Source organism: Tateyamaria omphalii (assembly GCF_019802125.1).
In the GTDB taxonomy this organism is placed as follows: domain Bacteria; phylum Pseudomonadota; class Alphaproteobacteria; order Rhodobacterales; family Rhodobacteraceae; genus Tateyamaria; species Tateyamaria omphalii_B.
Map to the genome: position 1 here is coordinate 39,607 of NZ_JAHVHT010000006.1, position 22,284 is coordinate 61,890.

Genomic DNA, 22,284 nt, shown 5'->3' on the forward strand with positions numbered 1-22,284 from the left:
TCACCTTTAGATACATTTGAAGTAATCGAAGGGCTCAAGGCAATCCGTGCAGCGCCACTGCGCCTTGCAGGGGGTGGAGCCGAACTGGCTCACCTTTTCCACTGCGTCGGAATGGCAATGCGGGCAGCGGGTCGGACCGCCCGCCGGTTGTGGGGGAGCAATGCCATAATCCTCAAGCCGGGCGCGGCCTTTGTCAGACAGCCAGTCGGTGGTCCACGCGGGCGCAATCTGGGTCTTGAGTTGAACGTCGGTAACACCTTGCTTCGCCAGGGCCGTCTCGATGTCCATTGCAATCACGGACATGGCGGGACAGCCCGAGTAGGTCGGCGTGATGGTCACGGTGACCGCAGTGTCCAACACGGACACATCCCGTACAACACCCAGATCCACGACCGAGATCACGGGGATCTCGGGATCAGGCACGTCGTCGAGCCACGCCCAAACCTGCGCCTCGGAAAGAGCTGCTGTCTGCGGCCTCACCACACCGCACCAGGGTAGGAGCGTTGCAAGGTCTGCATGGTCGCCAGCATGTGGCCGAGATGCTCGGTGTGCCGTTTGCCGGATCGTCCCCCAGCATGGGCAAAGCCACTTTCAGGCTGCACGAGATTGGCGTTGGTCAAGGTCTCGGTGACTGTCGCGGTCCACTGACCGCGCAAGGTGGACGGCAGCGGTGCGACGCCCTGATCGGCCATCGCCCGATCCACGTCGTCGTCGACAAAGACCTCGCCCGTATACGGCCAAAGGTAGGCCAGTGCGGCCTGCATCCGGGCATTGCTGTCTTCCGTCCCATCGCCCAATGCGATCACGGTCTCAGCCGAACGAGCGATGTGATACTTGGCCTCTTTCAAAGACTTTGCGGCAATCTCTGCAACACGTTGGTCAGACGACGTTTGCAATGCGTCCAGCCACGGCACCTGAAACGCATCAAAGAAAAATTGGCGCATCAAGGTACGGCCGAAATCCTCGTTCGGGACCTCGACCATCAGCATGTTGCGAAAATCATAGGCGTCGCGCCGAAACGCGAGGTCATTGGCGGTGCGCCCTTCGCCTTCGACCTCTGCCGCGTAACCAAGCCACAACTGGGTCTGACCGATCAGATCGAGGGCCGTGTTGGCAAGCGCGATGTCTTCTTCGAGGGCCGGCGCAACGCCACACCACTCCGAGGTGCGATGCCCCAGAACCAAGGCGTTGTCGCCCTGACGCAAAAGGAACTCGAACAGGTGGTTCATCACATTTTCCCCACTTCTTCGGGGATGTCGTAGAAGGTTGGATGGCGATAGACCTTGTCCCGCGCCGGTTCATACAATGGCCCCTTTTCCGAAGGGCTTGAGGCTGTGATCTGCGCGGCTTCAACCACCCAGATACTGACACCTTCGTTGCGGCGCGTGTAGACATCCCGCGCATTGCGGATCGCATGTTCCGCGTCGGCGGCGTGAAGAGACCCTACATGCCGATGGCTCATCCCGTGCTGTCCGCGAATGAAGACTTCCCACAGCGGCCATTCCTTTGACGTGCTCATGATCTTACTCCGCTGCCAGCTTGCGTGCGCGTTTTTTCTCTGCGTGTGCCACCATTGCCTCGCGCACCCAGGCGCCGTCGTCCCAAGCCTTCTGGCGCGCGTTCAGACGGTCGGTGTTGCAAGGCCCGTTGCCCGAGATCACATCGAAGAATTCTGACCAATCAGGCTCGGAAAAGTCGTAGTGCCCGGTCTCTTCGTTCCAGCGCAGATTTTCGTCCGGCACGGTCAGGCCGAGGTATTCGGCCTGCGGCACGGTTTCGTCCACAAACTTCTGACGCAGCTCGTCATTTGTGTTCATCTTGATCTTCCACGCCATGCTTTGGGTGGAATGGACGCTGTCCTTATCCGACGGCCCGAACATCATCAGAGCAGGGTACCAGAACCGGTTCAGGGCATCCTGAGCCATACGTTTCTGGGCGTCCGATCCGTTGACCATCGCCATCATGATGTGAAAGCCCTGCCGCTGGTGAAAGCTTTCTTCCTTGCAAATCCGCACCATCGCACGGGCGTAGGGCCCGTAGGACGTGCGCTGCAACGGCACCTGGTTCATGATGGCCGCCCCATCGACCAGCCAACCAACCGCGCCCATGTCGGCCCAAGTCAGCGTGGGGTAGTTGAAGATGGAGGAATACTTCATCCGCCCATCCAGCAGCATCTCGGTCAGCTCATCCCGGCTGACCCCCAGCGTTTCGGCCGCACAATAGAGATAAAGACCGTGCCCTGCCTCATCCTGCACCTTGGCCAGCAGGTTTGCCTTGCGCTCCAGCGTCGGGGCGCGGGTGATCCAGTTGCCCTCGGGCAGTTGGCCCACGATTTCGGAATGGGCGTGCTGACCAATCTGACGGATCAGCGTTTTGCGGTAGCCTTCAGGCATCCAGTCCTTCGGCTCAATCTTTTCGCCAGCGTCGATGCGGGCCTGAAAGGCGGCGAGCATTTCAGGATCGTCCTGCGTTGCTTCGGATTTGATCATTTGTGCGTACATGATGTGTGTCCTATCGCTTGTGCTACGTGAGGGCGGAGCCTCAGACCCTTTCCAAAATCAGTGCCGTACCCTGGCCTACGCCCACGCACATCGTGCAAAGCGCATAGCGTCCCCTGGTCCGCTTCAACTGGTAAGCCGCCGTCATCACAAGGCGTGCGCCAGACATGCCCAGCGGGTGACCCAGTGCAATGGCCCCGCCGTTGGGGTTCACATGGGGCGCGTCATCGGGCAGGCCCAATTCGCGCAAGACGGCCAGACCCTGCGAGGCGAAAGCCTCGTTCAGTTCGATCACGTCCATCTGGCCGAGCGTCAGGCCGGTTCGATCCAACACTTTTCGCACGGCGGGCACGGGGCCAATTCCCATGACGCGCGGGGCGACGCCAGCGGCGGCCATGCCGACCACGCGGGCCAGAGGTGTATGCGCCTTTGCGGCGTCTTCATCCCCCAGAAGCAACGCTGCCGCACCGTCATTGACGCCGGAGGCATTGCCCGCGGTAACGGATTTTTCCGGTGCATTCACGCCACGCAGCTTGGACAGCTTTGCCGCATCGGTGCCGGGTCGGGGGTGCTCGTCAGTATCGAAGACGATGGGGTCACCCTTGCGCTGCGGGATGCTGACGGACATCAGCTCATCCGCAAATACACCTGCCTCGGCAGCCGCTGCATATCGAGCCTGCGATCTGGCAGCAAAGGCATCCTGGTCCGCGCGCGATACGTCGTAGTCTTCAGCGACGTTATCCGCCGTTTCCGGCATCGAGTCCACGCCATATTCCGCCTTCATCTTCCGGTTCACGAAGCGCCAGCCGATGGTGGTGTCGTAGACCGCGTTGGCGCGGGAAAAGGCAGCCTCCGCCTTTGGCATGACGAAGGGGGCGCGGCTCATGCTTTCGACACCGCCGGCGATGGCCAAGCGGTAATCACCGGCCTTGATCCCACGGGCCGCCATGCCCACGGCGTCCATGCCAGAGGCGCAGAGGCGGTTGATGGTTGTTCCCGGCACGCTCTCGGGCAGACCCGCAAGAAGCGCTGCCATACGTGCGACGTTGCGGTTGTCTTCACCCGCCTGATTGGCATCGCCAAGGATCACATCATCCACATCGCCAAAACTGACATTTGGGTTACGCCGCGCAAGTTCCGCAATCGGCAGCGCGGCAAGATCGTCCGTGCGCACAGAGGACAAAGCCCCGCCAAAGCGGCCAATTGGTGTACGAACTGCGTCAAGAATAAATGCGGACATGGATCTTTCGTCTTTCACGTGTTGCTTTGACTTTATTTGTTACAAAATTTGTTTTCAACAAATTTCCGGTAACATATTGTGGGATGGATTGCTCATTTCAGTTATTTCGTCCTTGTTCAGATTTCAGGTGGCGTCAGTTGATCAGTGCGGTCCAAAAGATCGGTCACAACCCGATGACACCGTGCCATTTCACCAGACGGGACCAATGAGATATGCGCCCAAACACCTGTTCTTAAAGCCATTTTTCGCCAGAAGTGAATAAACAGGATCCGCGCGGTCGTGGCATTGGCTGCGGTCAGCTTCCCGGAAACGTCCTCAAAACATGCGGCGAGATCAGCCAAGACATGTGCCTGATGCAGCAGGTGCGGTGCAACGAGCGTGTCGGCGACCCATTGCGGCAGATCCCCGTCTGCCAGTGAAAGTGTCAAAGCATCCGCAAAATCCTTGCCTTCGGGCGCAAGGACGAGGTTCCGGCCAAGGGTGATTCCTCCGCACGCATCCATTGGTGCGCCTGGGTCGAGAGCATACACCTGCCACCCAGCACTGAATTTCACATCACGACGGTAAACATCCTTTTGGGCGGCGAATGTTTCCGCCCGCCCCCGATCCGAAAGAGCATAGCTGACCTCTCGCCCGGTTTTGTGTGACACGATCCAGCCATCGCTTCGCAAGCGATGCAGGGCCACGCGGCTCGCCTCAGGCTTGATGCCTGCATCGGCCAAGAGCGCACCGATCTGTTTGCCGGACAAACTGTCACCGTCCAAATCTCCGAACATCGTAGCAATCAGAGACCAGGTTTTCGGCGGCTCGATCTGCAAGAGCGATGTGACGAACGGATGCATGTCGGGCACAAGAAAAACCTGATTTGCCAATAGGGTCTTGGCGCCAGCATAGGCACCGGACACATCTGGGCAAGCAGGGTTAGCGGGAACCATAGGCGTTCATCGTCAACAGTTCGTATTCGGCGACCATGTCATCATCCTGGTTGGTCAGGGTGACGTGCCACCGGACCTCTCCGTAGTCATCGTTGCGCGGGGTCTTGTGCTTCACGCTCAGGCGCACCTTGATACTATCCCCCACTTCGACGGGCTTCATGAACCGCAGGTGATCGAGGCCGGTATTTGCCAGGACGGGGCCTTCATCGGGTTTCACGAACAGACCGGCCGCGAAGCTGAGCAGCAGATAGCCATGCGCCACGCGCCCGGGAAAGAACGGATTCCGCTTTGCTGCAGCGTCATCCATGTGCGCGTAGAACGTATCGCCCGTGAACTCGGCGAAATGCGCAATATCATCGGAAGAGATTTGACGGGATGCGGTATTGAATGTCTCCCCGATCTGCAGGTCATGGAATGTGCGTGTGAAGGGATGGTCGTGATGACTGATCTCCGTGGCGCCGGGGACCCATTTTCCACCGATAGCCGTGAGAATGTCCGGGCTGCCCTGAATGGCGGTGCGCTGCATGTAGTGCATCACGCCCCGCACACCGCCCATTTCCTCGCCGCCGCCCGCCCGGCCCGGCCCGCCGTGCACCATATGTGGCAAAGGGGAGCCGTGGCCTGTGCTTTCCTGCATCGAGTCGCGGTCGTTGAAGTAGAGCCGCCCATGAAAGGCGCCCGCCCCAAGCGCCACCTGCCGTGCGACATCGCTGTCATGGGTGATGACCGAAGCCACAAGGCTGCCTTGTCCGCGGTTCACCAGACGCACCGCGTGATCCAGATCCTTGTAGGGCATCACGGTCGAGACAGGGCCAAAGGCTTCCACCTCATGCACATGCTGCGCAGCATCTGGCGTGGAACAGTGGAACAACATTGGCGGGACAAAGGCCCCTTTGTCGGCGCTGGCCCCATGCACATCAAAGTTGTCGGGATCCCCGAACACTCTTTCGGCTTCTTGGCCGATCAATGCGGCCTTTGCCAGCACGTCGGTCTTCTGACTGGCTGACACCAGCGCACCCATACGCGTCCTGGCATCTTTGGGATCGCCAATCGTGGTCTTGGCGAGGTTGGCCTGCAGAGCCTCGATCACCGCGGAGACCTGCGCTTGCGGGGCAAAAATACGGCGGATCGCGGTGCATTTCTGCCCGGCCTTTGTCGTCATCTCGCGCGTGACTTCCTTGACGAAAAGGTCAAATTCGGGCGTGTCCGGCACAGCATCCGGCCCGAGGATTGAGGCATTCAAGCTGTCTTGTTCCGCGATGAAGCGGATGGAGTTTGACAAGATGTGCGGTGCAGAGCGCAGCTTCAGTGCCGTCTCCGCGGACCCGGTAAAGCTGACCACATCCTGATTGGTCAGGCGGTCGAGCATATCGCCCAAGCCACCGGAAACCAGCTGCAGTGCGCCCGCGGGCAGGATACCGCTGTCGAGCATGATTTTCACAGCCAGTTCCGCCACATAGCAGCTTGCCGTTGCAGGCTTCACGATCGCAGGCACACCCGCGAGCAGCGTGGGTGCGAGTTTTTCCAGCATGCCCCAAACCGGGAAGTTGAAGGCGTTGATGTGAACCGCGACGCCTTGCAGCGGTGTGCAGATGTGTTGCCCAAGGAAGGTCCCGTTGCGCGAAAGCTGCTCGACCTCGCCATCAAGATAGACCTGCGCATCCGGCATTTCGCGCCGCCCCTTGGAGGCAAAAACGAACATCGTGCCGATCCCACCGTCGATGTCGATAAGGTGGTCCTTCTGCGTGGCCCCCGTTGCAAAGGAGATGTCGTAAAGCTGCTGCTTGTGATTGCCCAAGTGCGTTGCCAGCGCCTTGAGCATCTTGGCGCGTTGGTGGAATGTCATTGCGCGGAGCGCGGGACCCCCGACAGTGCGGGCGTGATCAAGCATCGCTTCCACGTCCAGTGCACCATTGCCGGCGCGCGCAATCACCTCACCAGTTACGGCAGACCGGATGTCGCGCGCGGCGTTGTCACAATCAACCCACTGGCCTGCGGCGAAACTCTTGATTTGTTGAAGTGTCATTGGGGCGTCCTTCTTTTGGATCAATCTTCGCGATACCGGACAGCACGGGTCCAGGACCCCGGACTCGCGGCTTCAAGCTGCCTGAGGGCTGCGCAGATGGTCACGTGCCCTTGTGCGGCGGCCCAATGCATCGGGCCACCCCGCCAGCGTGGAAAACCATATCCTGCAACTTTGACCACATCGACGGCATCCGCGCTTTCTGCAATGCCCTCCTCGACGATCCGAGCCCCTTCATTCGCCATGGCGGCAAGCAAAAGGGCTCGGATGTCTTGGGGAGAAAACGTCTGCCGGGTCAATCCGACTTCAGCGGAATAGTCAGCGATCAGTGCGTCGACCTCTGGATCGCGATGAGCGGTGCCGCCACTATAGTCGTACCAGCCGGAGCCGCTGCGTTTGCCGAAACGTTCCAGCGCACACAGACGGTCAGAGATCGGCACGTATCGCTCGGCTGGATCACGTGTGGCATCCTGTCTGCGCCGATTGGCCAGTGCAATTTGAAGCCCGGCCATATCCTGCGCCTCGAATGGCCCCATAGCCATGCCAAAATCGCGCATGGCTGCATCGACCTCGTGCGGCAACGCGCCGTCGGCGAGCAGATATTCTGCGGCTCGCCGGTAAACAGAGAGAATACGGTTGCCGATAAACCCGTCGCAGATACCTGAAAGGACAGGAGTTTTTTGCAGTGTCTTCGCGAATGCAAATGCGGTAGCGAGCACTTCGGGCTTTGTCTCCTTCGCCTGCACGATCTCTACCAGTTTCATGATGTGGGCGGGTGAAAAGAAGTGAATCCCGACACACCGCTCCTGTCCCGACAGGCCTGCGAAGATCTCATCCGGGTTCAGATAGGATGTGTTTGTAGCCAGTATTGCGTCCGGGCGCATCACCTCAGCCAAATTGCACATGACATCGCGCTTGGCTGTTAAGTCCTCGAACACAGCTTCGATCGCGAGGTCTGCGTCTCGCGCGTCGGTATAGCTCTCGGTGACGTGCAACGCATTCATACGTGCGACCAGCCCGGCCGCATCGATTTTGCCACGCTTCAGGCTGCCATCCATCAGGCGCTGCACATTTGCCAGCGCGGCCGCAGCCGCTGGCGCTTCCCGCTCGATGATCGTCGCATGTATATCGACATTCAAGCAGGCGGCCGCAATGCCCGACCCCATCAGTCCGCCACCAACAATGGCAATGCGCTTCAACAGTCGGGGTTTTTGACTTGAGATAACATCAGGCCGTGTGGCGACCCGTTCGGCAAAGAACTGGTGACGTAGCGCCTTGCTTTCTGCGGAACCGCGCAACTCAAGATGCAAGGCGCGCTCCTTCGGTTGCGCCTTGACGAAGGGCATGATCGCATTCTGCAGCATGGTCAGGTTGTGGATTGGCGCTTGCCGCCCTTTCGCGAATTTTTCGACTTGCGCGCCGTACGCCTCCCAATCCGCTTCGGCCATTGGGCTGATACTCCGCTCTGAAACGGGCTCAAAGGGAATCCCCACAAACCGCTGTACCGCGCTCTCCGGATCGTCGGAAATGAGGTCAAGCGCCCCCACCCTCTTCAAGTCATCGGTCGTCTTGCGTTGCCCAAGACAGGCCATCTCTATCGCCATCTGCCAACCCAAGAGCCGCGGCGCGCGCTGTGTGCCGCCTGCGCCCGGAACCAGTCCGACATTGACTTCTGGCAGCCCGAACAGAGTGCCCGGACGCGCAATACGGAACGCACAGGCCATCGCGATTTCAAGGCCACCACCAAGCACGTTACCATGCAAAATCGCAAGGAACGGCGTTTCGCTGCTCTCGACCGCATTCACAACATCAGGCAGATGGGGCTCTACCGGAGGGGCGTCAAACTCCGACATATCGCCGCCTGCGATGAACGTTTTTCCGGCACAGAAAAGCACGGCAAGCTCACAGCCCTGCACTTCACGAACAGCATTCAGAAGCCCCGCACGCACCCCCGTCGAAGCGGCATTCACCGGCGGATTGTCAATCCGAACCCATGCAATATTCCCATTGATTTCTATGGTAACAGGGCCTGCCATCAGCGGCATTCTCCAGCAATTCTATAATTGACCAACCGGTCGGTTTATGCCAAAACAGGTAGACCGGGGCAAATCAAATTGCAAGGGAGAGTTCGGTGGGAGAAACAATTTTAAACCAAGACCACGGCACTTGGTCCGAGATCACACTGAACCGCCCCGACAAGCTTAACAGTTTCAACGAAGATATGCATCTTGCCCTGCGCGAACGGCTGGAGCATGCGATCCAAGATGGCAAACGTGCGATACTGCTGACAGGCGCAGGGCGTGGTTTTTGCGCCGGGCAAGATCTCGGCGACCGCGACCCCGCCAAGATGGATGGTCCACCCGATTTGGGTGACACACTTACACGTTTTTATAACCCGTTGGTACGCTTGATCCGCGATGCAGAACTCCCGGTGATCTGCGCTGTTAATGGCGTCGCGGCAGGTGCGGGTGCAAATCTGGCTATGGCATGTGACATCGTTCTTGCAGCAGATACGGCAAAGTTTGTGCAGTCCTTTGCCAATGTTGGGCTTGTCCCGGACGCAGGAGGCAGCTGGAACCTCACACGCCTGCTTGGCCCTGCCCGCGCCAAAGCACTCGCGATGACAGGAGAACCATTGCCCGCGACACAGGCCGCCGATTGGGGCATGATCTGGCGGGCCGTCCCCGCTGAAGACCTTATGGCAGAGGCCCGGGCGCTCACCGCCAGACTGGCCAATGGTCCAACCCAAGGGTTTGCGCACACTAAAAAAGCCATGAACGCCGCGACAATGCACACGTTGGACCAACAGTTGGAACTCGAAGCACGTTTTCAAAAAGCGTGCGGCCAAAGCGCTGACTACGCAGAAGGCGTTGCAGCCTTTTTGAACAAGCGCAAACCCGAGTTTAGCGGCCAATGACACCAAAGGAACGCGCCGAAAAGTCTGCCGCTGTCATGTGGTCGGATGACCGGGCCAGCACATGGCTCGGCATGACATTGGCAAGTATTGATGAAGGCAGGGCAACCTTGCATTTGTCTGTTCAGGAACATCACACAAATGGCCACGGCATCTGTCATGGTGGTATTACCTTCGCTTTGGCCGACAGCGCCTTCGCCTTTGCCTGCAACAGCCGCAACCAATCAACGGTCGCGCAGCACAACAGCATCACTTACATCGCGCCCGCGCATCTTGGCGATACGCTGACCGCCTTCGCACGCGAAGTCAGCCTATCGGGGCGCAGCGGTATCTACGACGTGACCGTGACCAATCAGGACGGGATCACAATCGCAGAATTCAGAGGCGGGTCTCGCGCCATACGCGGCACGCTCTTTGACGAATGACCCGGAGGAGACCATGAAAGATTTAACCCCATCCCGAGAGAGCCTTGATCCGATCGAGATCGCCTCGACAGACGAAATTCGTGCGCTGCAACTTGAACGGATGAAGTGGTCGGTCCGCCACGCCTACACCAACGTCCCGATGTACAAGGAACGGTTTGAAGCGGCGGGGGTACACCCCGACGACCTGCAAACTCTTGCTGATCTCGCGAAGTTTCCGTTCACCTACAAAAACGACTTGCGTGACAACTATCCTTTCGGCCTGTTTGCCGTGCCTCGCGAACAGATTATGCGTTTGCATGCCTCATCCGGAACGACCGGTAAACCGACCGTGGTGGGTTACACCAGGAACGACATTGATATGTGGGCGAACATGGTTGCTCGATCGATGCGAGCCTCGGGCACGAAACCCGGTGATATCGCGCATATTGCCTACGGATACGGGCTGTTCACGGGCGGACTTGGTGCTCATTACGGCGCGGAACGGCTGGGTTGTTCGGTCGTGCCCGTGTCTGGCGGCATGACGGAGCGGCAGATCACGCTGATCCAGGATTTCAAGCCGACCACGATCATGGTCACCCCATCTTACATGCTCAACATTCTGGAACAGTACCAGAAGGCGGGTTTGGACCCGCGCGAAAGCTCTCTTCAGGTGGGCATTTTTGGCGCAGAACCGTGGACGAACGCCATGCGCGCCGAGGTCGAAGAGGCGTTCGACATGCATGCCGTCGACATCTACGGCCTATCCGAAATCCTTGGTCCCGGTGTGGCAAACGAATGTGTGGAAACAAAGGATGGACTGCATATCTGGGAGGATCACTTCTATCCCGAAATCATCGACCCGGAAACCGGAGAGGTTCTGCCCGATGGCGAGATGGGTGAACTGGTTTTCACCACGATAACGAAAGAAGGCCTGCCGATGATCCGCTACCGCACTCGCGACCTTACGCGGCTGTTGCCCGGCACCGCGCGAACAATGCGGCGGATGGAAAAGATTACTGGGCGCTCCGACGACATGATCATCTTGCGCGGCGTCAATGTCTTCCCCACCCAGATCGAAGAACAGGTGCTGGCGATCCCTGAGCTCGCCCCGCATTTCCAGATCACGCTGTCGCGCGACGGCCGAATGGACAAGATGGCGGTGATGGTCGAAGCCATGCCAGACGCCGCAAGCGAAGACGCCCGCACCGCCAGCAGCAAGATCCTGTCCAAGAAGATCAAGGATGTGGTTGGCGTCTCGACCCAGATCACTGTAGGCACGCCAGGCACTGTCGAACGCAGTGAAGGCAAAGCTCGCCGCGTCGTCGACAACCGTCCGAAGGGGGAATGACTTGGTCCGCACGATTGCAAAAGACCACGACGATAAACGTCGTCATATCCTGAAGGTCGCAGCAGAGGTTTTCGCGCGCGAAGGCATTGCCCGGGCCTCCATGAATGAGGTTGCCCGTGCGTGCGGGATCTCGAAGGCAAACATCTATCACTACTATTCTAGCAAGGATGACCTGATCTTCGACATCCTCGACAGTTATCTGTCGGAACTGCGTGATTGGATTTGTGATTTGTCCCTCGATGCGCTGTCACCGGCCGAACAGTTGAGGGCCGTTACACGCGAGTTCTTATTGGCTTACGACGGCATGGACCATCAACACAAAATCCAGGGCGAAGGCCTGCCGCTCTTGCCAGAAGACAAGCAGACCATTCTGAAAGGCTACCAACGTGACCTTGTCGCGGTGGTCTCGCGCATTTTGCAAGGGTGCGCGCCAGAAACACTGGGACAAGACAGGGCGCAGTGCCGCGATGTGACAATGTCTGTGTTCGGCATGTTGAACTGGTTCTACATGTGGCAGCCAAAAGCCACAAAAGATGCCCGCATCGCCTATGCGGGGTCTATCGCAGACCTGACGCTTAACGGAATCACTACCAAAACCTGACCGCACGAACAGGATCAGACGCTCAAGGGCGTTTGACTTGCCATTATTATTGACCGAACGGTCGGTTTATGTATAGTGCTTTCGACAAAGGGCAATCAGCCCGGTTCAGAGGAGGGAACCATGAAATTGAAGCTCGCAACAGCGCTTGCGGTCGCGCTCGGCACCAACGTGGCCTCGGCCGAAGAAATGGTCATCTCATCTTGGCTCCCGCCGAGTCACGTGATGAACGAGATCATCTGGCCCGAGTTCATCAACCGCGTGGAAGCAGCAACCGATGGCCGTGTGACTGCCACGGTTGAATACCAGCTCGCATCCCCACCCTCACAAGCTGATTTGGTTGAAGACGGCGGCGCAGATGCTGCGTGGATTTTCCACGGCTACAATCCGGGCCGGTTTGTCACAACAAAGCTCATCGAAATTCCGGGGCTGCAAGGTGATAGCGCTGCTGCTTCTGCTGCGCATTGGCGCGCGCATGAAGAAGTGCTGGGAGCCGCGAACGAACATGATGGCGTGGTGCCTGTTGCCATGATGGTGCACGCGCCGGGGATGTTGCACTTGTCCAGCGAGATTGCGTCACTGGACGAGGCTGACGGGCTCAAAATCCGGTCCGGCGGAGGTGTAATGGGCGACGTGCTGGCAGGTCTCGGAATGGCAGGCGTTCAGGTCGCGGCCCCCGCGGTCTATGAAACCGTTTCGAACGGCGTGGCCGACGGCACATTTTTCCCGGGTGACACGATTGCAATTCTGCGCCTGACAGAGGTGCTGCCCTACACCTACCGCGTTGACGGGGGGTTCTACCGCGGATCGTTTGCCATCGTCATGTCCGAGGAATTCCTGGAGTCCATAGGTGAGGAAGACGCGGCCGCAATCAAAGCTGTTTTGGGAGAGGACTTCTCTGCATTCGCAGGCGCGGCATGGGACCAAGGCAACCAGCGTGGCCTTGATGCACAAGCTGAAACGGGTCAGATCATCGATCTCTCGGGCGAGGCTTCCGCCAAATTCGAGACCCTTGTCCCCCAAATCCAAGCTTCTGTTCTGGCCGAAGTGAACGCCAAAGGCGTTGACGCAGAAGCGGCGCTCGAGATCATCCGATCGACAATGGCCGAATACAGCAACTGAACATGGCGGATGTTCTTGCTCGGGCGGGCCATTGGCTCGCCAGTATCTTCCTGACACTCAGCGCGGTATGCTTGGTGGCTATCATGTGCCTGACGGTGGTCGAGGTCATTGGCCGCTATGCCTTCAATGCACCGATCTTCGGGCGGCAGGATCTGGCACAAATCCTCTTGGCGCTTGCAATTTTCTTTGCGTTCCCCGTTGTAACTCTGCGCGGCGAACAAATTGACGTGGACTTGCTGGACAGCGTTTTTAGCGTGCGCGCGGCCTTCTGGCGTGATCGATTGATTGCGTTGATGATGTCTGGATCGCTTCTGACGATGGGATACTGGCTTTTCGCGCGCGCCGAGAAATTCCAAAGCCGCGGCATCACCACCGAGCTGCTGTTTCTGCCAAAATATCCATTAATCTACGCCATCGCCACAGTGGTCACGGCAACTGGCCTGTTGTTGGCCGTGGCAACAGCCACAAAGATGTTCAAAGGGGTTCAGACGTGATTGTCTCCCTGATCGCCTTTGCTATCGTCATCGGCTTTGTTCTGGTGCGCGTGCCCATCGGCATTGCAATGGGTGGCGTTGGCGCGATCGGATTTGTTTTTTTGCGCGACTGGCGCTGGTCGGCCGGGCTGGGGCCCGCTGCGGACTCGATCCTCGATGTCACACAGAATGACGCGCTCTCTGTCATCCCGCTGTTTATCTTCATGGGGATGTTGATCGCGCAAAGCGGTATGGCGCACGATCTCTACCGCGCGGCCTATGCTGTTGTCGGGCGGCTGCCTGGCGGGCTCGCAATGTCGACCATTTTGGCGTGTGGTGGCTTTTCTGCGGTCTCGGGCTCGTCTTTGGCGACAGCGGCTACCATGTCGCAGGTGGCGCTGCCATCGATGCGCAAGTTTGGCTATCACGACAGCCTGTCCACCGCGTCTGTCGCCGCGGGCGGCACGCTTGGGATCCTGATACCCCCAAGCATCATCCTCATCATATACGGCTTTCTGACAAGTCAATCCATTGGCAAGCTGTTCCTCGCAGGTATCCTGCCCGGCCTTCTCGGCGTCCTGCTTTACCTTTGCGCCGTGGCATTCGTCGTTTGGCGCAAGCCCGAAGCGGGCCCGGCTGGCACCCCCCTCACACCCGCGGAAACCCGTGAAAGTGTTGTACGTGTTGTTCCGATCCTGCTTTTGTTCACACTGATTATTGGCGGCATCTACGGACAGATTTTCACAGCAGACGAAGCTGCTGGCGTCGGTGCGTTCGGTGCAATCCTGATCTCAATCGTGATCAAAAGGTTCAGTTGGAAGGGCCTGATCGACGCACTGACGCAAACGGTCAAAACCTCCGTAGGTCTCTTCGTGCTGCTGATCGGCGCAGACATCTTCAATCGGTTCGTGTCGCGCGCCGGACTGCCCGAAGACCTGTTGGCACTGGTCCAAGGAGCCGGCTTCGACCCCTTCACGGTTCTGGCCCTGATCGTCCTGATCTACCTGCTTCTGGGCGCCGTGTTCGAAAGCCTCTCCATGATCACGCTTACCGTGCCTGTCTTTGCCCCGTTGATCGCGACACTCGGCTTCTTCGAAGGTGATGTAACCGGGGAAGTGGCGCTGATCTGGTTTGGCATCATCGTGGTGGTTGTCACCGAAATCTCGCTGATCACGCCGCCTATCGGGCTGAACGTCTTTGTCTTGCGCTCCGTCGTTCAGGATGTGTCGACAGGGACAATTTTCCGGGGTGTTACCCCCTTCTGGGCTGCCGATATCGTGCGCCTGGTCATTCTGATCACCCTGCCCTTCTTTGCCTTGATGCTGCCCATGGGCGTGGTGAGTTTCGGAGGCCCCTGAAGCAAGAAGGAGACCCAAATATGCCGACTTTGCCATTTGCCGAGCAGACGACCCCACAAGACGTCTTTGAGGCGCAGTTGAACGCGATCTGCGGTTCTTTTGATGTGCAGCACGACAAACCGACCCTCACAGGTCACGTCGATTTGCTCTGCAAAGGTGGGTTGAGCTTTGCCAAGGTGGCCCAGAACGCCAAGGCGATCCACAGATCGCGCACCAACATCAAGCAAGACCCCGGCAATCACTTCTTCCTGGTCCTGCAAACGGAAGGCGAGGCCTTGATGTGTCAGGATGATGCGGATGTTCAGATGAAACAGGGGGATATGTTCCTTGTCGATTCAACCCGCCCATCGACCTTTGTTTACAACAACCAGGCCTCGCGCCAATTGTCCCTGCATCTGCCGCGCGAGGAAGCAACACAGCGCTTTGGACATCGAATTGGCGGCGGTATCGCCATGACCCGCGCAGACCCTTTGGCGCAGGCGATCGAGGCGATACTCAAAGACCTGACACAAAACGACCGCCCGCAGCAAGAACACGTCGCCGAAGCATTCTTTGCGGTCCTGGGCGCGTTTCTGTTCAACCGGTCGATCGGGGACCGCAGCCCGGCGACGCCTGATCATCAGATCATAAACCGGGCCATGCAAATCCTGTCGCAGCATTATGCTGATCCCGAATTTGCGCCGATCCATCTGGCCAACATGACGGGCGTCTCCCTGAGGAAGCTGCAGCGGGCCTTTGGGTCATTGGACACCAGCCCCCACAAACGCATTCAAGAAGTCCGACTTGATGCAGCAGGGGAGATGCTGAACCGACTGGGCGACAAGCCACAAACCTCAATTGCCTCCATCGCATTCGATTGTGGGTTCAGTGACCTGTCGACATTCTATCGCCACTACAAAAAACGTCACGGTTGTGCCCCGGGTGAGCGTCGCGCATTGCAATAACTTTTGACGCGGAGCGCAAAGACCCGGCTCCATCCGCTTTCTACGCTGTCATATCGCCCTTTGAGGCATTCAAGCGGAAGGAACACCCATGACACAGACCTATCAGATGGTCATCGACGGCCAATCTGTTGCCGCAGCCAGTACCTTTGAAGTCCGCAACCCATCGACGGGCGAGGTGATCGGCCTTGCACCTGAAGCAAGCCTGCACGACCTCAACACAGCGGTCGCCGCGGCCCATGCAGCTTTCAAGACATGGTCGGCAAGTAGTGACGACGATCTTCGTTCTGCCTGCGAAGCGGTGACGGCCAAGATTGCCGAACACTCCGATGAGCTCGCGCGCCTCATCACACTGGAGCAAGGCAAGCCGCTAAATGGTCTTGGTTCCCGCTGGGAAATGGGTGGCGTAGGGGCGTGGGGCGGCTACACAAGTGCGCTATCCCTGCCGATGAAGGTCCTGCAGGACAACAACGAAGGCCGAGTGGAATTGCATCGCAAACCACTTGGCGTGATCGGCTCGATCACGCCCTGGAATTTCCCGGTGATGATCGCGATCTGGCATATCATGCCCGCCCTGCGGACGGGGAACACGGTGGTGATCAAACCATCCCCCATGACGCCGCTGTCGACGATACGCATGGTCGAGTTGATGAACGAGGTGCTGCCCAGCGGCGTCGTGAACTGTGTCACCGGCAGCGATGGCGGAGACTCGATCGGAGCGGCGATGTCCGCACATCCCGATATCCGCAAAATCGTGTTCACAGGCTCTTGCGCGACAGGCGAGAAGGTCATGCGATCTGCCGCAGAAACCATGAAGCGATTGACCCTGGAAATGGGCGGAAACGACGCAGGCATCGTGCTGCCGGACGTCGACACCGCGCAGATTGCAGAAGGTCTGTTCTGGGGCGGCTTCATCAACAACGGCCAGACATGTGCTGCAATGAAACGCCTATATGTCCATGAAGACGTCTACGACGAGGTCTGCGAGCACCTGGTCAACTTCGCCAAGAGCATTCCGGTTGGCGATGGCATGTCCGAGGACAGTATTCTGGGTCCGATCCAGAACCAGATGCAGTTCGACAAGGTCAAGAGCCTCGTCGATGATGCAAAGGGTAAAGGACGCGTTCTTTTGGGCGGTGAGGCAGGCGAGGGTCTGTTTTTTCCACCCACGATCATTGCCGATCTGAGCAATGACGACCCGCTGGTGGCCGAGGAACAGTTCGGCCCGGCATTGCCGATCATCAAGTTTTCGGATCTCGACGAAGTGATCGCACAAGCCAATCGGTCTGAAAACGGTCTCGGTGGCTCCGTCTGGTCGCAGGACATCGAAAAGGCCAAGGAAATCGCGCTGAAGATGGAATGCGGCTCCGTCTGGATCAACAAGCACGGCGCCATCCAACCCAACGCACCGTTTGGTGGGGTCAAGAAATCAGGCATCGGCGTCGAGTTCGGGGAAGAAGGCCTGCAAGAATACACCGACGTGCAGGTTGTCTTCAGCTAAACGCTCGGCCGCCGCGTTTGCCGGAGGCCTCTTCGCACACAACAAAGGACATGATCAGATGAACCGTCTGCTCTCCATTTATCAGTCGTTCCGCCGCCTGCATCCGGGCACGCAAGCATGGATGATGCTCGCACTTGGCCCGGGCATCTTTCTGCCCCTGTTTGCCATGAACGGGCCGCTGGGTCCGTGGGTGGCAACCCTGTCGATCCTGGGCTTTGCCCCGGCCCCATTCATTATTTGGAAAGAAGCCGGGTTTTCACTGAAACTTGGTCTTGCACATGTGGTATTCTGGCCGCCGCTATTGGCGCTGCTGGCGTGGCATTTTGCAAGCCACGGGTTCACCGGCGGGACCGCCGAAGTGATCTATCTGATCAATGCTGCGATCCTGTCAATCTCTCTTCTTTTTGACATCCGCGACGCGCGCCGCTGGCTCACCGGTGCGCGTGCAGTTGCCTAGCGCTTTCCTTGAAAGGACTGAAACCATGAACAGAACTGATGATGCCGCCGCCGTAGAGGCCATCGTGAATACCTATATCAAAGGCACTGCCGACCGCGACGTCGACCTGCTGAAAACGGTGTTCCACGAAAACGCCGTGATGGCGGGCTACCTGGGGCCGGCCAAACTGATCGGTTCACCCCAACCGTTCTACGACCATCTCACGGCCAACGAACACGGACCGGGCTATGTCGCCAAGATCACCCATATCGCGGTCACCGGCCGGACGGCGGTGGCGCGCATCGTTGAGGACAGCCTTTATGGCATGTCGTTCGTCAACGATTTCCACCTGATGAACGACGACGGCTCATGGGTGATCACGGCCAAGCTGTTTCACCACGACTAACCAGACCAAGGGGCGCTGTGGCGCCCCTCTTTCTTTGCCAGATAGGGAGGACATCATGGCACATAAAACTCAGACACGGCGCAGTTTTTTGAAAAGTACGGGTGTCGCCGCGGGCGTTCTGTCGCTTGGTGGCGGGCTTTGGGGGGCGTCCGTCAACACAGCCGCGGCGCAAACCGGCAGCTTCGACTACATCATCTGCGGCGCCGGATCAGCCGGTTGCGTTCTGGCCAACCGCCTTACCGAAGATGGCGCCACCGTCCTGCTGATCGAGGCAGGTGGCCCGGACAATTCAGAAGCGATCAGCACACCCATGCGGCTGCTCGAGCTTTGGGGCACCGAATACGACTGGGCCTACAGTACGGCACCACAAGAACACTGCAACGGACGGCAGATCTTTTGGCCGCGCGGTAAAACGCTCGGCGGGTCCAGCGCGCTCAACGGGATGATCTATGTGCGCGGCCATGCGTCGGACTACGACAATTGGGCCTATGCCGGAAATGCCGGGTGGTCATATGATGACGTCCTGCCCTATTTCAAAAAATCCGAGGACTTCTCCCGCGGTGAAGATTCGTTTCACGGTGAGGGCGGACCCTTGCACGTGACCGCTGACTTTGAGCCGCACCCCACCACGAAACGCATCGTCGAAGCCGCCCAGCAAGCGGGCTACGCCTTTAACGACGACTGCAACGGGGCCGACAGCGAGGGTGTGGGTTACACCCAACTGACCACCAAGGACGGCGTGCGCCAATCGACGGCGGAGGCTTTCCTGCGTCCGGCCCTTGAGCGCAGCAACCTCAGCCTGATCACCAACGCCCGGGTCAAACACGTCGACTTCACCGGACAAACAGCAACAGGCGTGACCTACATTCAGGACGGGCAGGAAATGTCCGTGACCGCGACCAGAGAGGTCATCCTGTCCGGTGGCACGCTCGAGACGCCAAGGATCCTGATGCTGTCCGGCATCGGCGCCCCGGAGGAGCTGGAACCGCACGGGATCGAGGTACGTCACGCCTTGCCCGGTGTGGGCAAGAACCTGCACGACCACACGCTTTTGCCCGTCATCTTCGAAGGATCCGAACCCATCGCGCCGCCCAGCGACATGGCCATTCAGGTCCTGCACGGTCAGGCATTCATCCGGTCAGAACCGGGTTTGCCCGCCCCCGACATGCAGCCTCTGTTCTTCCATGTTCCCTTTTATCAGGACGGGATGGAGCAGGTGACGGGCAACGCATACACCATCAACGCCGGTGGCGTGATACCCACCAGCCGCGGCCACCTGACAATCACCGGCCCGAGTGTCGAAGACCCGCTGCACATTGATCCGAACCTGTTGGAAACCGAGTACGATGTGATGACGCTGGTCAAAAACATCCGTATCAACCGCGAGATCGCCAAGCAGCCTGCCTTGGCCGAGGTGACAGCGCGGGAAACCTACCCCGGTGAGGACAAACAGACGGATGAAGAACTGGCCGACTACGCCCGATCAGCCCTGGCCTCCTACCACCATCAGGTTGGCACCTGCAAAATGGGGCATGATGAGATGGCGGTGGTCGATCATCATCTCAAGGTGCATGGGGTCGAAGGATTGCGGGTGGTCGACGCCTCGATCATGCCGCGCGTGACGACGGGCAATACGAATGCACCCGTCATCATGATCGCCGAAAAGGCTGCGGATATGATCAAATCGGCCTGATGTATCTTCATGGATCTGCACGGGGCGGTTGCGGTTGAGACCGCCCCGTGCGGTGGCAATCCGTCTCGACGCACTATGCGAACTGACATAGAAAAACGCCCGGCGCGCTTGCACCGGGCGTTTCAGTTTCGCTGCATGCGCGTGGCTATTCAGATTGCTCTATCACCGCTTCCAGTTGCGCCTCTGCGCGCTCCACGACTTCATCTGTGCCCGCGGCCTGCAAACCTTCGTCAAAGTTCATTACGCGCGGATTCTTGCTGCGGTTAAACATCAACCGGAACACGTCCGGGCGTGAATAATGGCCGGTCGGGTCAGCAGCCGCCTTGGCAATCGCGATAGTGTCCAGATTGATTTCCGCTATCAAAAGCCCCTCTTCGGTCTCGGCCAGCGGCTCTGCCAATGCCTGGCCATCTGGCCCGAAGATATTGGCATATCCCCCGCCCTCAAGCAGGAATTGACGCTTCACATCCGTGTCGCACAGCATCTCGATCATCTCTTTTGATACTGTCGCGCAGGCCGAGAGCACGAAGCATTGCCCTTCAACGGCGTGCTGTCGCGCGGCGCAAACATTCACGTCAGACCCAAGCTGATATGCACCTCCGCGATAGACACTGAAACTCGGCCAAGCGGCTGCGTGGATCTGCTCATTCTGCGAGAACATCGCGTATTTGGTCAGCGGCTGCAGATGCTCCCAGCAGCAGAGTGCCCCAATACGGCCAAGCTCGGTCTCGTTCACCACGATGTCGCTGCCGTCTCCCTCGCCAAACACGGCGCGTTCCACATGGGTCGGTTTCAGTTTGCGGCGGCGCGAGATCACGTCGCCGTTCGCATCATAGTGCCATTGCCCCATATACAGCGATCCCTCATGGCGTTCAGACACGCCCATGATCACTTGAATGTTGTTCTTACGGGCCGCCTCCGCCAGCGCGAGATCCTCGTCACTGCCTGCTTCTATGGAGTTTTGAAAGTAGGGCACGACATATTGCATGCCGACCGCGGGGGCATCCAACCAGATCCACCAAGGATAGCCGGGCAACCACGTTTCAGGAAACGCAATCAACTTGACGTCTTGTGCTGCGGCTTCTTCGATCAACGCGATGGCTTTGGCGACGCCAGCTTTCAGATCAAGAAAAGCCGGCGCGGCCTGAACGGCAGCGGCTTTGAACGGTGTGGTCATCTGCAATGCTCCTGTTTGGATCCAAAAATGTGATCGAAAGCCTAAGCACAGTGCGATCAGGACAGTTTGCACGTCTGGGCGGAAAACCTTGTCATGTTACAGATTTGAAAAATTCGACGAATTGTGTATCGTTTCAGCGCGAAGACCGCGTTCGGGAACCTGCCAATGGAAATGATCTTTCGCACAGATGACGTCAGACCGGCGGACCGGTTCGCCTATTGGTCAGATGCTGTTTGCGCATCCTACACAAAACTGTGCTGCGATACCGAGAACCGGCAGACCTTTGCGGGCGGTATCCGCCTCAACAAGATCGCCAATGTCGGAAGTTCAAAGGTCTGGGGCAGCGGTCAGGTCGTCGAGCGCAGACCCTGCGACATCGCGCAATACGATGACGAAAGTGTCCTGCTCAGCTTTCAGGTACAGAACCAGTGCGAAATCCGCCAGAACGGCCGCAGCGCCGTCATCGAACCGGGCGAGTTTGCCGCCTATCGCAGTTCGGATCCCTATCGGCTGCGGCTTGATGACAACTTCCGACAGCACGTTATCCAGGTGCCGCACCGCGCCCTGTCGAACCGTCTGCCCAACCTTGATCAGCTCACCGCCCGCAGGATCAGGAAAGATGTGGGCGAGGCGATCTATTTCAGTATTCGCAAGATCATCGCGCTGGGGTCATCATCGAATGAAGTCATGCGCGCCTGCCAGGAAGACGCCATCATCGACCTCATCGCGACCGGCCTGGCTTCGCTGGATGAGGGACGGATCAAGCTGCGCGAGTCCGGCCAAAACATCCTGATACATGCGCGTCAGCACATTGAACGCACATGCACCCAGCCGGAGTTGACCCGCATGGATGTCAGCGACGCGGTTGGCGTCTCTGTCAGGCGCCTCAATGAACTGTTCGCAAGCGAAAACAGTTCAATCCAGGCTGAAATCCGTGAGGCGCGGCTGCAGAGAATCTGCGCCGCCCTCGCGGACCCGAGACAAGCCCACCGCTCGGTCGCGGACATCGCTTTCCGTTGCGGGCTCGAGAACGCCCAGTACTTTTCTCGGCAATTCAAGGCACGGTTCGGACAGACGCCGACAGCCTACAGAGCCAGCAAAGGTTGGAGGGTTCGTGACGGCCAATCAAAGCAAAGCCGCCGTGAGCAGATGTGATCACGATCTTTCGATTGCAGGCTTCGAAGGCAGGCCAATGAAGGCAGAGAATTGCCCGCAAA

At 58.6% G+C, this 22,284-nt stretch carries 22 protein-coding genes; 13 read left to right on the forward strand and 9 right to left on the reverse strand.

The features are described 5' to 3' along the window. Positions 1–6 precede the first annotated feature (6 nt). From paaD to KUV51_RS19455, 8 genes are all read right to left on the reverse strand, one after another. Complete coding sequence (gene paaD / locus KUV51_RS19420) at positions 7–480, reverse strand: 1,2-phenylacetyl-CoA epoxidase subunit PaaD (protein WP_222523116.1); 474 nt, start codon at positions 478–480, stop codon at positions 7–9. Then, entirely contained in the window at positions 477–1,229 is a 753-nt protein-coding gene (gene paaC / locus KUV51_RS19425; RefSeq protein WP_222523117.1) for a 1,2-phenylacetyl-CoA epoxidase subunit PaaC, read from the reverse strand. Before paaC ends, paaD begins: the two co-directional genes overlap by 4 nt. After that, on the reverse strand, positions 1,229–1,519 hold the full coding sequence (gene paaB / locus KUV51_RS19430; protein ID WP_222523118.1) for a 1,2-phenylacetyl-CoA epoxidase subunit PaaB: 291 nt from the start codon (positions 1,517–1,519) through the stop codon (positions 1,229–1,231). Before paaB ends, paaC begins: the two co-directional genes overlap by 1 nt. A gap of 4 nt (positions 1,520–1,523) precedes the next feature. After that, a complete protein-coding gene (gene paaA / locus KUV51_RS19435; RefSeq protein WP_222523119.1) occupies positions 1,524–2,501 on the reverse strand; it encodes a 1,2-phenylacetyl-CoA epoxidase subunit PaaA in 978 nt (325 codons plus the stop codon). A gap of 40 nt (positions 2,502–2,541) precedes the next feature. Beyond that, positions 2,542–3,738, reverse strand: coding sequence for a 3-oxoadipyl-CoA thiolase (gene pcaF, locus KUV51_RS19440; protein ID WP_222523120.1), 1,197 nt, complete (start codon positions 3,736–3,738; stop codon positions 2,542–2,544). Between the two features lie 116 nt (positions 3,739–3,854). Beyond that, positions 3,855–4,643 carry a hypothetical protein gene (locus KUV51_RS19445; protein WP_222523121.1) on the reverse strand — a complete coding sequence of 263 codons (789 nt, stop codon included), beginning with the start codon at positions 4,641–4,643 and terminating at the stop codon, positions 3,855–3,857. A 16-nt stretch (positions 4,644–4,659) separates the two neighbouring features. Beyond that, complete coding sequence (gene paaZ, locus KUV51_RS19450; RefSeq protein WP_222523122.1) at positions 4,660–6,699, reverse strand: phenylacetic acid degradation bifunctional protein PaaZ; 2,040 nt, start codon at positions 6,697–6,699, stop codon at positions 4,660–4,662. Positions 6,700–6,719: 20 nt separating this feature from the next. Then, the gene (locus KUV51_RS19455) at positions 6,720–8,732 is read right to left on the reverse strand and encodes a 3-hydroxyacyl-CoA dehydrogenase NAD-binding domain-containing protein (protein WP_222523123.1); all 2,013 of its coding nucleotides are present in this window, start codon (positions 8,730–8,732) and stop codon (positions 6,720–6,722) included. A gap of 95 nt (positions 8,733–8,827) precedes the next feature. Between KUV51_RS19455 and paaG the strand changes: the two genes are divergently transcribed. From paaG to KUV51_RS19515, 12 genes are all read left to right on the forward strand, one after another. Further along, positions 8,828–9,613, forward strand: a complete 786-nt coding sequence (paaG, locus tag KUV51_RS19460) for a 2-(1,2-epoxy-1,2-dihydrophenyl)acetyl-CoA isomerase PaaG (RefSeq protein ID WP_222523124.1) — start codon at positions 8,828–8,830, stop codon at positions 9,611–9,613. Continuing rightward, on the forward strand, positions 9,610–10,035 hold the full coding sequence (gene paaI, locus KUV51_RS19465; protein WP_222523125.1) for a hydroxyphenylacetyl-CoA thioesterase PaaI: 426 nt from the start codon (positions 9,610–9,612) through the stop codon (positions 10,033–10,035). The genes paaG and paaI overlap by 4 nt, the downstream gene beginning before the upstream one ends. 13 nt (positions 10,036–10,048) lie before the next feature. Beyond that, positions 10,049–11,362 carry a phenylacetate--CoA ligase PaaK gene (gene paaK, locus KUV51_RS19470; protein ID WP_222523126.1) on the forward strand — a complete coding sequence of 438 codons (1,314 nt, stop codon included), beginning with the start codon at positions 10,049–10,051 and terminating at the stop codon, positions 11,360–11,362. Between the two features lies 1 nt (position 11,363). Beyond that, complete coding sequence (locus KUV51_RS19475) at positions 11,364–11,963, forward strand: TetR/AcrR family transcriptional regulator (RefSeq protein ID WP_222523127.1); 600 nt, start codon at positions 11,364–11,366, stop codon at positions 11,961–11,963. A 120-nt stretch (positions 11,964–12,083) separates the two neighbouring features. Next, a complete protein-coding gene (locus KUV51_RS19480; protein WP_222523128.1) occupies positions 12,084–13,082 on the forward strand; it encodes a TRAP transporter substrate-binding protein in 999 nt (332 codons plus the stop codon). A 2-nt stretch (positions 13,083–13,084) separates the two neighbouring features. Further along, positions 13,085–13,576, forward strand: a complete 492-nt coding sequence (locus KUV51_RS19485; protein ID WP_222523129.1) for a TRAP transporter small permease — start codon at positions 13,085–13,087, stop codon at positions 13,574–13,576. Then, positions 13,573–14,913 carry a TRAP transporter large permease gene (locus KUV51_RS19490; protein ID WP_222523130.1) on the forward strand — a complete coding sequence of 447 codons (1,341 nt, stop codon included), beginning with the start codon at positions 13,573–13,575 and terminating at the stop codon, positions 14,911–14,913. The genes KUV51_RS19485 and KUV51_RS19490 overlap by 4 nt, the downstream gene beginning before the upstream one ends. Before the next feature lie 20 nt (positions 14,914–14,933). After that, entirely contained in the window at positions 14,934–15,857 is a 924-nt protein-coding gene (locus tag KUV51_RS19495) for a helix-turn-helix domain-containing protein (protein WP_222523131.1), read from the forward strand. A gap of 88 nt (positions 15,858–15,945) precedes the next feature. Further along, entirely contained in the window at positions 15,946–17,355 is a 1,410-nt protein-coding gene (locus tag KUV51_RS19500; protein ID WP_261385956.1) for an aldehyde dehydrogenase family protein, read from the forward strand. A 58-nt stretch (positions 17,356–17,413) separates the two neighbouring features. Beyond that, a complete protein-coding gene (locus tag KUV51_RS19505; protein WP_222523132.1) occupies positions 17,414–17,812 on the forward strand; it encodes a hypothetical protein in 399 nt (132 codons plus the stop codon). 25 nt (positions 17,813–17,837) lie between these two features. Continuing rightward, entirely contained in the window at positions 17,838–18,197 is a 360-nt protein-coding gene (locus KUV51_RS19510; RefSeq protein WP_222523133.1) for a nuclear transport factor 2 family protein, read from the forward strand. A gap of 55 nt (positions 18,198–18,252) precedes the next feature. Continuing rightward, complete coding sequence (locus tag KUV51_RS19515) at positions 18,253–19,890, forward strand: GMC family oxidoreductase (RefSeq protein WP_222523134.1); 1,638 nt, start codon at positions 18,253–18,255, stop codon at positions 19,888–19,890. A 145-nt stretch (positions 19,891–20,035) separates the two neighbouring features. Here the strand turns inward: KUV51_RS19515 and KUV51_RS19520 are convergent, their stop codons facing one another. After that, the gene (locus KUV51_RS19520) at positions 20,036–21,067 is read right to left on the reverse strand and encodes a carbon-nitrogen hydrolase family protein (protein WP_222523135.1); all 1,032 of its coding nucleotides are present in this window, start codon (positions 21,065–21,067) and stop codon (positions 20,036–20,038) included. A 171-nt stretch (positions 21,068–21,238) separates the two neighbouring features. Here KUV51_RS19520 and KUV51_RS19525 point away from each other — a divergent pair, with 171 nt between their 5' ends. After that, entirely contained in the window at positions 21,239–22,222 is a 984-nt protein-coding gene (locus tag KUV51_RS19525; RefSeq protein ID WP_222523136.1) for a helix-turn-helix domain-containing protein, read from the forward strand. Positions 22,223–22,284 lie beyond the last annotated feature (62 nt).

What these genes read in the sequence shown, in the direction of transcription:
- paaC (WP_222523117.1), bottom strand. Translation starts at nt 1,229, where the DNA reads ATGAACCACCTGTTCGAGTTCCTTTTGCGTCAGGGCGACAACGCCTTG.
- paaB (WP_222523118.1), bottom strand. Translation starts at nt 1,519, where the DNA reads ATGAGCACGTCAAAGGAATGGCCGCTGTGGGAAGTCTTCATTCGCGGA.
- paaA (WP_222523119.1), bottom strand. Translation starts at nt 2,501, where the DNA reads ATGTACGCACAAATGATCAAATCCGAAGCAACGCAGGACGATCCTGAA.
- pcaF (WP_222523120.1), bottom strand. Translation starts at nt 3,738, where the DNA reads ATGTCCGCATTTATTCTTGACGCAGTTCGTACACCAATTGGCCGCTTT.
- paaZ (WP_222523122.1), bottom strand. Translation starts at nt 6,699, where the DNA reads ATGACACTTCAACAAATCAAGAGTTTCGCCGCAGGCCAGTGGGTTGAT.
- KUV51_RS19455 (WP_222523123.1), bottom strand. Translation starts at nt 8,732, where the DNA reads ATGGCAGGCCCTGTTACCATAGAAATCAATGGGAATATTGCATGGGTT.
- paaI (WP_222523125.1), top strand. Translation starts at nt 9,610, where the DNA reads ATGACACCAAAGGAACGCGCCGAAAAGTCTGCCGCTGTCATGTGGTCG.
- paaK (WP_222523126.1), top strand. Translation starts at nt 10,049, where the DNA reads ATGAAAGATTTAACCCCATCCCGAGAGAGCCTTGATCCGATCGAGATC.
- KUV51_RS19480 (WP_222523128.1), top strand. Translation starts at nt 12,084, where the DNA reads ATGAAATTGAAGCTCGCAACAGCGCTTGCGGTCGCGCTCGGCACCAAC.
- KUV51_RS19485 (WP_222523129.1), top strand. Translation starts at nt 13,085, where the DNA reads ATGGCGGATGTTCTTGCTCGGGCGGGCCATTGGCTCGCCAGTATCTTC.
- KUV51_RS19495 (WP_222523131.1), top strand. Translation starts at nt 14,934, where the DNA reads ATGCCGACTTTGCCATTTGCCGAGCAGACGACCCCACAAGACGTCTTT.
- KUV51_RS19500 (WP_261385956.1), top strand. Translation starts at nt 15,946, where the DNA reads ATGACACAGACCTATCAGATGGTCATCGACGGCCAATCTGTTGCCGCA.
- KUV51_RS19505 (WP_222523132.1), top strand. Translation starts at nt 17,414, where the DNA reads ATGAACCGTCTGCTCTCCATTTATCAGTCGTTCCGCCGCCTGCATCCG.
- KUV51_RS19510 (WP_222523133.1), top strand. Translation starts at nt 17,838, where the DNA reads ATGAACAGAACTGATGATGCCGCCGCCGTAGAGGCCATCGTGAATACC.
- KUV51_RS19515 (WP_222523134.1), top strand. Translation starts at nt 18,253, where the DNA reads ATGGCACATAAAACTCAGACACGGCGCAGTTTTTTGAAAAGTACGGGT.
- KUV51_RS19520 (WP_222523135.1), bottom strand. Translation starts at nt 21,067, where the DNA reads ATGACCACACCGTTCAAAGCCGCTGCCGTTCAGGCCGCGCCGGCTTTT.
- KUV51_RS19525 (WP_222523136.1), top strand. Translation starts at nt 21,239, where the DNA reads ATGATCTTTCGCACAGATGACGTCAGACCGGCGGACCGGTTCGCCTAT.